At 74.3% G+C, this 12,285-nt stretch carries 8 protein-coding genes; 6 read left to right on the forward strand and 2 right to left on the reverse strand.

Going from position 1 to position 12,285, the window contains the following annotated elements; genetic code table 11:
* Positions 1-122: 122 nt before the first annotated feature.
* Complete coding sequence (locus ACFPL3_RS27385; RefSeq protein WP_343944109.1) at positions 123-1,436, reverse strand: LysM peptidoglycan-binding domain-containing protein; 1,314 nt, start codon at positions 1,434-1,436, stop codon at positions 123-125.
* A 215-nt stretch (positions 1,437-1,651) separates the two neighbouring features.
* On the opposite strand from ACFPL3_RS27385, the gene ACFPL3_RS27390 reads away from it, so the two are divergent.
* The 4 genes from ACFPL3_RS27390 (at position 1,652) to ACFPL3_RS27405 (ending at position 8,405) form a co-directional block, all read left to right on the forward strand.
* Entirely contained in the window at positions 1,652-1,930 is a 279-nt protein-coding gene (locus ACFPL3_RS27390) for a WXG100 family type VII secretion target (RefSeq protein ID WP_343944110.1), read from the forward strand.
* A 13-nt stretch (positions 1,931-1,943) separates the two neighbouring features.
* On the forward strand, positions 1,944-6,350 hold the full coding sequence (locus tag ACFPL3_RS27395; RefSeq protein WP_343944111.1) for an FtsK/SpoIIIE domain-containing protein: 4,407 nt from the start codon (positions 1,944-1,946) through the stop codon (positions 6,348-6,350).
* A gap of 28 nt (positions 6,351-6,378) precedes the next feature.
* On the forward strand, positions 6,379-7,413 hold the full coding sequence (locus tag ACFPL3_RS27400) for a hypothetical protein (protein WP_343944112.1): 1,035 nt from the start codon (positions 6,379-6,381) through the stop codon (positions 7,411-7,413).
* Positions 7,414-7,529: 116 nt separating this feature from the next.
* A complete protein-coding gene (locus tag ACFPL3_RS27405; RefSeq protein WP_343944113.1) occupies positions 7,530-8,405 on the forward strand; it encodes a hypothetical protein in 876 nt (291 codons plus the stop codon).
* Positions 8,406-8,415: 10 nt separating this feature from the next.
* Here ACFPL3_RS27405 and ACFPL3_RS27410 read toward each other — a convergent pair whose 3' ends face one another.
* Positions 8,416-9,069 carry a GntR family transcriptional regulator gene (locus ACFPL3_RS27410; RefSeq protein ID WP_343944114.1) on the reverse strand — a complete coding sequence of 218 codons (654 nt, stop codon included), beginning with the start codon at positions 9,067-9,069 and terminating at the stop codon, positions 8,416-8,418.
* Between the two features lie 82 nt (positions 9,070-9,151).
* Here ACFPL3_RS27410 and ACFPL3_RS27415 point away from each other — a divergent pair, with 82 nt between their 5' ends.
* Together ACFPL3_RS27415 and ACFPL3_RS27420 are read left to right on the forward strand one after the other, a co-directional pair.
* Complete coding sequence (locus ACFPL3_RS27415) at positions 9,152-10,861, forward strand: dihydroxy-acid dehydratase domain-containing protein (RefSeq protein ID WP_379589717.1); 1,710 nt, start codon at positions 9,152-9,154, stop codon at positions 10,859-10,861.
* A gap of 49 nt (positions 10,862-10,910) precedes the next feature.
* The gene (locus ACFPL3_RS27420) at positions 10,911-12,278 is read left to right on the forward strand and encodes an MFS transporter (RefSeq protein WP_343944116.1); all 1,368 of its coding nucleotides are present in this window, start codon (positions 10,911-10,913) and stop codon (positions 12,276-12,278) included.
* The last annotated feature ends 7 nt before the right edge of the window (positions 12,279-12,285 follow it).

Raw genomic sequence — 12,285 nt, forward strand, 5'->3', positions numbered from 1 at the left:
GGACCCCGCCCACGTCAACGACCACCACAAACACGATCAACCACGGCGGCACACGCCACCGCGGTGACCCCCCACGCCCTCACCACACCAAGACTGGACTTGACCTCGTCCTCATAGGCTGCTCAGAGGGCCGCGACCAGGTCGCGCTCCAGCATCGTGATCTCGACGACGCCGGTGGGGTGCACGGTCCAGTGCCAGTGCGCCGCCACCGGGTTGCCCAGGACGATCGCGACCCACGTGCTGCCGGGCCGGGTGCAGATCTCCGCGGCCGCCTCGGCGGTGCCGGGGTCGACGTCGTCGCCGACCACGACGACGCCGTGCACCGGACGGCGCCGGGCGCCGGCGCGCAGCGGGCCGCCTGCCGGGGCGCTCGCCCCGTGACCCTGAACGAGCGCGGCGAGATCGCCGAGGTTGCCGAGCGGCCGGACCGGGGCCGTGACGGCGGGCAGGGTGCCCAGCACGGCGAAGCCCATCCCGGCACGCCGCGACAGGCCCGCGAGCACCGAGACGGCGAGCGCGCGCGCCACGGTGGGTGGGCCATCGACCGCTACGGCGCCGTCGCACCAGCTCAGGTCGAGTACGACCTGGCAGTCGGGGGTGCCGCCGACCCGGGCGACCGGGGGACCGGCGACGTCGTCGCGGATCGGCAGCGGGCGTCGCCACGAGGTGGGTTCCACCTCGTTCCACGGCGCGGGCAGGGCCGCGCCTGGGGCGGTGCGCACGGCGATCGCGGAGGGGTGGATCTCCAGCGCGGGCGGGGGCCGGTCGACACCGGCGAGCTCGGCGAACACGGTGGACGCCATCGCGAGCGCGCGGTCGTCCTGGCGCCACGGGGCGGCGATGGTGCGGTTGCGGGCGAGCTCGCGGCGTTGCCGGGCCGGGGCGCGCAGCCGGGCCCAGCGGGCGGCCACGGCGCCGCTGAGGGCGCGGATCCCGCGGCTCAGCCTGCGGCGGAAGACGATGGCCAGGGTGAGCTGCAGCAGGACGAGACCGGCCACGAGGGCGAGGACGATCGGGATCCGGATGCCGCCGGCGGTGGCGGCCGGGGCGGGCGCGTCCTCGTTCAGGAGCCCGCGCCGGACGTCGGGTCCGGAGGCGTCGCCGGGAAGCCGCAGGAGCCAGCCGGGCCGCAGCGGGTCGTCGGGTGTGGTCAGCGCGCCGCCGTCGGGCTGGCGGCGGCCCTGGTTGAGCGCGAAGATCTCGGTGGCGCGGTCCGGGTCGCCGAGGGTGCGCTGGGCGATCGACCGCAGGGTGTCGGGCCGGCCCCCGTTCTGCTCGGGGGGTTCGACGACGTAGACGTTGATCTCGATCGGCGGTGCGGGCTGGGCGAGCGCGACCGGGCCGCCGAGCAGGGTGAGCAGCGCGGTGAGGGCCGTGACGAGTGCCACCGCCGCCGGCGCCGGGATGCGGTTCCGAACCACTGGAACGGGTTCCACCAGCTGTTTCTCCTTCTCGACCGGCCGTGTCTGCCGACCCGGGACACGTGTGCCGCCTTTCATGCTTACTCGCACGCGGAATCATTCGGACTTCGGCCCCACAACTCGCGGTCGGGTGAACCTTTCGACGCCACGGGTGCGTGTCTCGGGCGGAGCCGCCGCGCTCTGACGCTCCGATCCGACATTCGAGGGGATGACCGATGCCCGATTTCGCCGTGAACAGTGACGAAACCCAGCAGACGTCGGCTGCGCTGCTCAACGACTTCTCGCAGCTGCAGGACAAGCTGAGCGAGGTGCGCAACAAGGTCCAGGCGCTGCTGGCCAACGGATACCGCACGCCGGCCGCGCAGCAGCGGTTCCAGCCGTTCTTCGAGGAGTTCGGCCGCGGATTCGAGCAGGTCAACGAGGGTCTGCAGGGAATCGGTGAGTACGTGCGGGGCGTCGGCCAGACGTTCGAGGAGGCCGACAGCCAGCTCGGCCAGCGCCTGTCGTAACCGGGACGGAACCGTGCGCGTCACTCTCGCCGTCCACGAGGGCGGATCCGCGGGGCCCAGCGCGGTCACCGTCGACGCCGACCGGTCGATGCCGGTCGGGCTGCTCACGCGTGAGCTCGCGCGCCGCAGCGGCGTGGCGGAGGACGTCCCGCTGTTCCGCGGCGGGCGTCCGCTCGACCCCGCGACGCCCCTCGCCCGCGCCGGGCTGCACGACGGGGCGGCGGTGGGGCTGGGCGTGCCCGCGCCCGACGACCACGTGCCGCACGGCGTGGTGGAGCTGCGGGTGGTGGGCGGTGAGGGTGCCGGCACGGTGGTCGTCCTGACCCCGGGCGAGTACGAGATGGGCTCCGACCGGCGGTGCCGGGTGGTGCTGCCCGCCGGTGCGCCCGGGCGGGCGGCGCGGCTGGTGGTGACCGACCCGGGTGTGGTCCACATCCGGCCGCACGTGCCACTGCGCCTGGCCGACCGCGAGCTCGATCCGTTGGGCGGTGCGGTGGCGTGGGCGGAGGGCGAGCAGCTGACCGCGGGCGGGAGCGCCCTCGAGGTGGCCGTCAGCGTGCACTCGCGCCGGGAGCTGGTGGTCGAGGACGAGAGCGGTGCGCTGCGGTTCAACCGCCCGCCGCGCCTCGTGCCTGCCCTGCCCACGCTGCGCTTCCGGCTGCCCCGGCCGCCGGGTCCGGAGCCCCGCCAGCCGGTGCCGATCGTGGTGGTGCTGCTGCTGCCGATCATCAGCACGATCGTGGTGGTGCTCGTGACAGGCAACTGGCAACTGATCTTCCTGGGCCTGGTCTCGCCGATCGCCGCGTACCTGATGCGCAACAGCGGGCGCAAGCGGACGCTCGCCGAGCACGGCGAGAAGGTGGCCGAGTACACCACGACCTCCGAGCGCCTCGACCACGAGATCGCCGAGGCGCTGCTCACCGAGCAGCGCTCGCTGCGGCTGGCGCATCCCGATCCCGCCACCCTGCTCTCCGCGGCCCTCGGTCCGTCCGACCGGCTGTGGGAGCGGCGCTTCCGCGATCCCGACTTCCTCGAGCTGCGGGTGGGCACCGGGTCCATCCGGTCCTCGGTGGAGGTCGAGGACCCCACGCAGGACGAGCACCGCAGGACGGAGAACCGGCTCGTCCACGCCGTGCCCGCGGCCGTGCCGCTGCGCGAGGTCGGCGTGGTGGGCGTCTCGGACGCGCAGATCGCGCGGCTCATGGTGGCCGAGGCGGCCCTGCTGCACAGCCCGGACGACCTGTCGATCGTGATCCTCACCGGCTTGCGGGACGGCTCGGGCGAGTCGCTGTGGGGCTGGACGCGCTGGCTGCCGCACCTGCAGGCGCGCGGCACCCGGTCCACGTTGTCCACGGGCACCTCGGCCGAGACCGTCGCGGCCCGGGTGGCCGAGCTGACCGCCGAGCTCACGGCCCGCGCCGCGCTCAAGCCCGACGCCGAGCGGGGCGGCGCGGCGGGCCTGCCCGACATCCTGCTCGTGCTGGACGGGGCGCGGAGGCTGCGTGCGCTGCCGGGTGTGGTCGGCCTCCTGCGCGACGGGCCCGCGGTCGGCATCCACGTGCTCTGCCTCGACGAGGACGAGCGCCTGCTCCCGGAGGAGTGCCGGGCCGTGGTCACCGTCGACCGGACGGGCCTGCGGCTGCGGGTCGAGGGCCGCCGCGACGCGGTGGGGCTGCACCCCGACCGCCCGTTGCCCACCTGGTACGACGCGGTGGCGCGCGGCATCGCGGCGCTGCGGCCGGTCGGAGAGGACGAGGGCTCCGGCGTCCCGGGCTCGGTGCGCCTGCTCGACGTGCTCGGGCTCGAACCGCCCACCGCCGACGCCCTGCGGGCTCGCTGGATCACCACGCCGCGCAGCACCCGGGCGAAGCTCGGCGTGGGTGTGGACGGGGACTTCAGCGTCGACCTGGTGCAGGACGGCCCACACGCGCTGGTGGCCGGCACGACCGGCGCCGGGAAGTCGGAGCTGCTGCAGACGCTGGTCGCGACGTACGCGGTGGGCAACCGGCCGGACGAGATGACGTTCGTGCTCGTCGACTACAAGGGCGGGAGTGCGTTCGCCGAGTGCGCCGACCTCCCGCACACCGTCGGGCTCGTCACCGACCTCGACACCCACCTCGTCGAGCGGGCGCTGGTGTCGCTGGGGGCGGAGCTGCGGCGCCGGGAGCACGTGCTCGCCGCGGCCGGGGCCAAGGACATCGTGGACTACCAGGACAAGCGGTCGCGCGACCCGCGGCTGGGGCCGCTGCCGCGCTTGATGCTCGTGGTGGACGAGTTCGCCTCGATGATCCGGGAGCTGCCCGACTTCGTGAGCGGGTTGGTGAACATCGCCCAGCGCGGCCGCTCGCTGGGCATCCACCTCGTGCTCGCCACCCAGCGACCGTCCGGCTCGGTCACGCCCGACATCCGCGCCAACACGAACCTGCGCATCGCGCTGCGCACCACCGACGGCAACGAGAGCCGCGACATCATCGACGCCCCGGACGCAGGTGACCTCTCGCCGGCCACGCCGGGACGCGCCTACGCGCGGCTGTCCGCGTCGGCGCTGCTGCCCTTCCAGGTCGGGCGCATCGGTGGGCGCCGGTTGTCCGCGGCGGCGCGGGGCGGCGGTGGCGGTGGCGGGGACACGGTCGTGGTGCCGACGGCGCAGCTCAGCGACCAGACCTGGACCGAGCTGAGCGAACCCGTGCGCGTCACCCGCAGCGGGTCCGACGAGCGGGCCGTCGAGGCCGTCACCGACCTGGCCGTGCTCACCGCGGCGGTCGCCGACGCCGCGGCGGCGAGCGGCATCCCGCGCCAGCCGAGCCCGTGGTTGCCGCCGATCCCCGACAGCGTCGTGCTGGAGAGCCTGACGCCGCCGGCCCCGCCCGGCACCGACGGGCGGATGACGCCGGTGGCCTGGGGCGTGATCGACCTGCCCGCCGAGCAGGCCCGCCAGGACCTCGTGCTGGACCTCGACCCGATGGGACACCTGCACCTCGCGGGTGCGGCGCGCAGCGGCCGCTCGCAGGCGCTGCGCACCTTGTGCGCGGCGCTCTCCGAGGCGCATTCGGTGGCCGACCTGCACATCTACGGCATCGACTGCGGCAACGGCGCCCTGCTCGCGCTCACCGAGCTCCCGCACTGCGGGGCAGTGGTCGACCACCGCAGCTCCGAGCGGCTCGGGCGGCTGCTGGACCGGTTGACGGCGATGGTCGTGCGTCGCCAGGAACAGCTCGGCGGGCGGGGTGTGGCCGACCTGGCGGAGCTGCGGGGGCTCCTGCCGCCCGATGAGCGCCCACCGCACGTCGTGGTGGTCGTCGACCGTTTCGAGGTGTTCGACCGCGACTACGCGAACTTCGACAACGGCAGCTACCTGGACAAGGTCCAGGCGCTGCTGCGGGACGGGAGCAGCGTCGGGGTGCACCTCGTGCTCACCGGCGACCGGATCCTCGGCTCCAGCCGCTACGCGGGCACCACCGAGGACAAGCTGGTGCTGCGGCTCAACGACGACTCCGACTACCAGATGCTCGGCCTGCGGGTGCGTGACCTGCCCGGGGACATGCCACCCGGCCGGGCCCTGCGCCCGCGCGACGTCACCGAGGTGCAGATCGCCGTCCTCGCGACCGGGGAGGGGGAACCCGACCTGTCTGGTGCCGGCCAGGCGCGGGCGCTGGCGGACCGGGGTCGCCGCCTCGCGGAGCGGGAGGCCGTCGTCCCGGCGGACCGGCGTCCCTTCCGGCTGCTGCCCCTCCCGTCGCGCATCGGGTACGCCGAGGCGGCCGCGGCCGTGCCGGGGACCCCCGGCCCGCTGTGGGCGCTGGTGGGCGTCGGCGGCGACGATCTCGACGCGATGGGGCCCGACCTCGCCGACACCCCGACCTTCATGGTGGCCGGGCCGCCGCGCAGCGGGCGCAGCACCGCGCTGCTCACGGTCGCGCTCTCCCTGCTGGAGCGCGGCACCGGGGTGCTCGTGCTGGCGCCGCGCCGCTCACCGCTGCGCGACCTCGTGGGCCGGCCCGGCGTCGCGGGCGTCGTCACCGACGCGGAGGTGTCCATCGCGGACTTCCGGGCGATGCTCGGGAAGGTCGCCGAGCCGACCGGTGCGGTCATCGTCGACGACGCCGAGCTGGTGCTGCAGACCGAGGTGGCCTCCGATCTCGCGCTGCTGGCGCGTGGGGGTGCGGGCGAGGGCTGGGCGCTGGTGACGGGCGGCAACGCCGACGCCCTGTCCAGCGCGATCGGCGGCTGGGCCGCGCAGGCCCGGCGCAACCGCATCGGCCTGCTCATCAGCCCGCAGTCGATGACCGACGGCGAGGCCATCGGCGTGCGCCTGCGGCGCGGCCTCGTGGGCGGAGCGCCGCAGCCGGGACGGGCGTACCTGCACCTCGGGGACGGTGCGCTGCAAGCGGTCCAGATCCCCCAGACCTCCCTCGAGTGAAGCTCGACCACGGAACGGAAAGGTCCAGATGAGGCGTCGGAGATCCTTGTGGGCGGCGACGGCGGCGGGGTGCGTGCTGGCCCTGGCCGCGTGCGGCTCCGCCGTGGAGATCCCCACGGCGCTCAGCGGGGAGATCACCTTGCTCCCCGGGACGGCCGAGTCCAACCAGGCACAGCCGGCCACCGGCGACTTCGCCGTGCCGGAGGGCGGGCCGCCGCCCCGGGACGAGGAGGTCCGCCGGGCGTCGCAGCGCTGGGTCGGGCTGGAGGTCGGTGACGTCCGCGGGCTGGAGCGCGTGCTCACCAACGCCTCCGGCCTCACGCTCTACCGGTTCGACCGCGACTCCGCCGACCCGCCGACGTCGAACTGCTCCGGTGAGTGCGCCGAGACCTGGCCCAAGGTCCTCCTCGGGGACGACAGCCGCCTGTTCGTCGACGAGGGCATCGACCGCGCCGTCGTCGGGTCGATCCCGGCCGGGAACGGCACGTACCAGCTGACGGTCGCAGGCCGGCCGGTCTACCGCTTCTCGGGCGACTCGCGCAGCGGGCAGGCCAACGGTCAGGGCGTCGGCGGCACCTGGTTCGCCATCGCCCCGGACGGCCGGAAGGCGGGTGCCGATCGCGGCGGCAACCGGAACGAGAACCGGGACGACGACAACCGCAACGACGACAAGGACAAGGACGACAACAAGGACGACAACAAGGACGACAACAAGGACGACAACAAGGACAGGAACGACGAGGACCGGGGCGACGGCAACCGCGGGCGCGACAACGGCGGGGGCCGCAACACCGCGGAGAGCGTCACCCTTTTCGACGACCCGGGGCGCAGCGGCAGCGGCGCGGCGCAGGGCGTCTCCAACTCCCGGGCCGGGGGCGACGGGTGCGTCGACATCCCGCGTGCCGGCCGGGCGTCGTCGGTGTCGGCCAGCGGTTCCTACACGCTCTACACCGGCCGGAACTGCACTGGCCGCAGCGTGCGCCTGAACGGTGACGTCGACGATCTGGGCGACCGGGGCTTCGACGACGCCGCCGCGTCGGTGCGCCTCGCGCCGCGCGGATGATCGTGGTGGAATGAGGCGCCGACCGGCGCCCCGGGTGATCACCGCCTGCGGTCGTGGCCGCCGGCGGCACGCAGCAGGGGGGTCTGGTGCTCGGGGGATCGGCGTCGACAGGTCGGGTGCGCACGGGGTGGGCGGTACGGGTCGCCGCTGCCGCGTGCGCGGTGGTGATGGGCGTCGCCGGGTGTGCCTCGAGCCTCTCGCCGGAGGAGTACCAGGAGCTGCTCACCGGGTTCGAGCAGGCCGTCCAGCCGCCGATCGACCGGTTGGCGTCGGCCACGTCGGTGGCCGAGGTCGACTCGGCCAGGTCCGAGCTCGCGGCGGCGATGCAGACGCAGGAGCAGGCGCTCGAGGACGTCTCGCCGCCCGACGAGGCACGGGCGCAGCACGAGGCCGTGCTGGCGTTCCTGCGGTCAGCGCCGGGGCTGCTCGCCCTCACGCCGCCGGACGCCACGCCGGACGAGTGCGGGATCGTGCCCACCGCGGAGGAGCAGACCACGCTGGCGAAGTCCGATGTCCAGCAGGAGCTGGCGAGCGCGGCGTCGGGTGTGACGAGCGCCGAATTCGCCCGGGCTGGGCTCACGTTCAACGGCAACCTGGTGCCGCCGGAGGTCGCCCTGCCCCCGGACCAGGACCGGCGCGGTGAGAACGGCGCGGTGCTGCAGCGCAACGGCCCGCGCGGCCGCGGCACGCTGGAGATCAAGAACGGTGGTGACTCCGACGCGGTGATCGCGGCCGTGGTGTCGGACCCGGCCTCCCCCAGCGGGAGCATCTACGTGCAGGCGTACTCCTCGGCCACGCTCACCGGGCTGGCCGGCACGTACCAGGTCTACTTCAAGAGCGGCGCCGACTGGGACCAGGACAAGCTGAAGTTCACCCGCGACTGCGCGTTCCAGAAGTTCGACGACGTCTTCGACGCGAACAGCGCCTGGAGCATCACGATCACCCCGGTGATCGGGGGGAACGCCACGAGCAGCGACGTACCGGCGTTCTAACCGCCACGCGTCAGGCCGGCCGCCCGAGCGCGGCGTAGGTGAGGTCGGTCAGGTAGTCGTTCAGCGCCAGCGCGGCGTCGACGGCTGCCTCCGCGTCTCCGTGGGCGACCGATCGCAGGATGCGGGCGTGGCGGTCGGCGGCGATCCGCAGGTGCTCGGCGACGTCGGGCAGGTGGGCGAACCAGAACCTGCGGGAGAGCGCCTGCAGCGGTGCCATGGCGAGTTGCAGGTACTCGTTGTGGGCGGCCTCGACGATCGCGGCGTGGGATCGCGTGAGGAGCCCGCCGAAGGCGCGCACGTCCGTGCCGGTGAACGCGTCGAGCTCCGCGGCAAGCGCCAGCATCTGCTCCTTCTGCCGGGTGTGGGCGCGGAACGTGGCGAACTTGACGGCCATCTCCTCGAGGCCCCGGCGCAGCTCGAGCAGCCGGAAGTGCGCCTCCACCGACACCGGCGCGACGAAGACGCCGCGGTGCGGGTGGATCTCGACCATGCGTTCCCGGGCGAGCCGCTGGAGCGCCTCGCGCACCGGCGTGCGGCCGAAGCCCGTCCGCGCCATGAGCTGCGACTCCGACACGGCCTCGCCCGGCGCGAGGTCCTGGAAGGTGATCATCTCCTCGAGCAGGGCGTACACCTGGTAGGTCTTGTTGCTCGGCTGCTCGGCCACGTCGTTCCCTTCCCCCTCGTGCCGGCCCATCCTCCCAGACCGCCTCTGGACCGCCGCCACATCTCCCATGTATAACCAATATATGAGCGATCGACGAACTGTGCCCGACGTCGACCGTCCGGGTCCGGACGGCGTGCGCAGCGAGTTCACCCCCGGCACCACGCGCTGGGCGGTGCGCCGGGCGCAGTGGACCGCGATGGGCTACGCCCCGGAGGACCAGGGCCGGCCCAAGATCGCGGTCGTCAACACCTCGTCGAAGCTCGCGGTGTGCTTCTCCCACCTCGACGGGGTCGCCGACGTCGTGTCAGAGGCGATCTGGGAGGCGGGCGGGCTGCCGCTGGAGATCCGCACGGTGGCCCCCAGCGACTTCGTCACGAGCGCCGGGCGCAAGGCGCGCTACCTCATGCCCACCCGCGACCTGATCGTCAACGACATCGAGGCCGCGGTCGAGGGCGCGGTGCTCGACGGGATGGTCTGCCTGTCCTCCTGTGACAAGACCACGCCTGCGCACCTGATGGCGGCGGCGCGGCTGGACGTCCCGTCGATCCTCGTGATCGGCGGCTACCAGCAGGCGGGCACGCGGGGCGGCTGCTCGGTCGACATCGACACGGTGTACGAGTCGGTCGGGGCCGTGCGCTCCGGTGCGATGACGGTCGAGGAGCTGGGTGAGGTCGCGGATTCGGCCATCGTCGGCCCCGGCGTCTGCGCGGGGCTGGCCACCGCAAACACCATGCACGTGCTCGCCGAGGCGCTCGGCATGACGCTGCCCGGGGCGGCGCCCGTCCGCGCCGACTCCGAGAAGATGCGCGCGCAGGCCGCCGAGTCCGGCAGGCGGATCCTCGGCATGGTGTCCGAGGGCCTCACCGCGCGGAAGGTCCTCACCGCGGAGGCGATCGAGAACGCGGTGCAGGTGGCCCTCGCCCTGGGCGGCTCGGTGAACTGCGTGCGGCACCTCGCCGCGGTGGCGGCCGAGGCAGACCTCGACCTCGACGTCGTCGGGCTGTTCGAGAGCCTCGGCGCCGACGCCGTGCAGCTCGCGGCCATCCGCCCCAACGGCACCGACCAGGTGTGGGACCTCGAGCGCGTCGGCGGGGCCGGCGCTGCGATGCGCGCCCTGCTGCCCCGGTTGCACGGCGACGCGCTCACCGTCACCGGCCGCACCGTCGCCGAGCTCGCGGCGCAGGCTCCCGAGCCCGACGGCGCCGTGCTGCACCCGCTCTCCGACCCGGTGCGGCCCGAGCCCGGCCTGCTCATCCTGCGCGGCTCGCTGGCGCCCGACGGCGCGGTGGTGAAGGTCGCCGGTGCCGGCAACGCCCGGCGCCGCTTCACCGGGCGCGCCGAGGTGTTCGCCGGGGAGGACGCCGCCATCGACGCCCTCGGCGAGGGGCGCATCCACCCCGGCGCCGTGATCGTGCTGCGCGGGATGGGGCCGCGGGGTGGCCCCGGCACGGTGTTCGCGGCGAGCTTCGTGGCCGCGCTGGGCGGCGCCGGGCTCGGCGGCCAGGTGGCCGTGCTGACCGACGGCGAGCTCTCCGGGCTCAACCACGGCCTGGTCGTCGGCCAGATCATGCCTGAGGCGGCCGACGGCGGCCCGCTCGCCGGGGTGGAGAGCGGCGACGTCATCACGATCGACCTCGACGCCCGCACGCTCGACGCCGACCCGGTGCGCCACGGCGCCCCCGTCACCTCCGGGCGCCCGGAGGAGGAACGCGGCTGGCTCGGCCAGTACGCCGCGCTCGTCGGGCCCGTCCAGCGGGGCGCCGTGCTGCGCAGGCCCGCGCCCTCCGCCTGACCGCCCGACCCACCCCCCTGCGCGACCCGCCGATCGAAGGAGATGGCCCGTGTCCGCATCCGCTCCACCGCCACAGCAGTCGCCGCATCGCCAGTCGAAGCGGGCGTCGCTCGCGGCGCTCATCGGCACCGTGCTCGAGTGGTACGACTTCATCGTCTACGGCACGGCCGCAGCGATCATCCTGAACACGCTGTTCTTCCCCTCCGACGATCCGCTGGTGGGCACGCTGGCGGCGTTCGCGACCTACGCCGTGGGGTTCCTCGCCCGCCCGCTCGGCGGGCTCGTGCTCGGGCGGCTGGGCGACCGGGTCGGGCGCCGGAGCGTGCTGGTGCTGACGCTGTTCCTGATGGGCGCCGCCACCACCGCGATCGGGCTCCTGCCCAGCTACGAGCAGGTCGGGGTGCTGGCGCCGATCCTGCTGGTGCTGCTGCGGTTGGTGCAGGGCTTCGGCGCGGGCGGTGAGTACGCCGGTGCCGTGGTCCTGTCCGTCGAGCACGCCGACCCGCGGCGCCGGGGGCTCGCCGGCTCGGCGGCACCGCTGGGCTTCGCGGTGGCCACCCTGCTCGGCAACGGCGTGTTCTTCCTGTTCCTCCTGCTCCCGCCGGAGCAGTTCGCCGCGTGGGGCTGGCGGGTGCCGTTCCTGCTCGGAGCGGCGTGCGTGCTCGTCGGGTGGGTGATCCGGAGGCGGGTCGAGGAGCCGCCCGCCTTCGCGCAGGCCCAGGCCGAGGGCGCGACGAGCACCCCCGCGCCGGGCGGCGTGTTCGCGGCGATCCGCAGGCACCCCCGCAGCACCCTCATCGTGATCGGCTCCCGGATGGGGGAGAACGGCTTCGCCTACCTGTTGCCGGTCTTCGGCGTCGCCTACGTCTCCACCACCCTCGGGCTCGGCCGCACGCTCGCGCTCTGGGCGGTGATGGCCGCCTCCGCCGTGCAGGTCGTCGCGATCCCGCTGTGCGGGCTGCTGTCCGACCACATCGGCCGCAAGCCGGTCTACGCGGCCGGCACGATCGCCTCGCTGGTGTGGCTGGTGCCGTTCTTCCTGCTCACCGACACCGGCGCCACCGCGTGGGTGGTGCTCGCGTTCGTCGTCGGGCTGGGGATCTGCTACCCGGCGATGCTCGCGCCGCAGGCGGCCTGGTACGCGGAACTGTTCGACACCGAGTTCCGGCTCTCCGGCTTCGCCTTCTCCCGCGAGCTCGGTTCGCTGCTCGCCGGTGGCCTGGCGCCGTTCATCGCCACCGCGCTCTACGCCTGGTCGGGCCACTGGTGGCCGATCCTGGTGTTCATGGCGGTGCTCGCCGCCCTCACCCTGGTCGCGCTCGCGCTCGGCCCGGAGACCGTGCGGCGCGACCTCGACTCCCGGCCGACGCCCGCCGGCGCACCGGTCGTCGCGTCCGAGGCCTCCTCGCGGAGCTGAGTCCCGC

This window comes from Pseudonocardia zijingensis, assembly GCF_042657305.1.
GTDB classification, from domain to species: domain Bacteria; phylum Actinomycetota; class Actinomycetes; order Mycobacteriales; family Pseudonocardiaceae; genus Pseudonocardia; species Pseudonocardia zijingensis.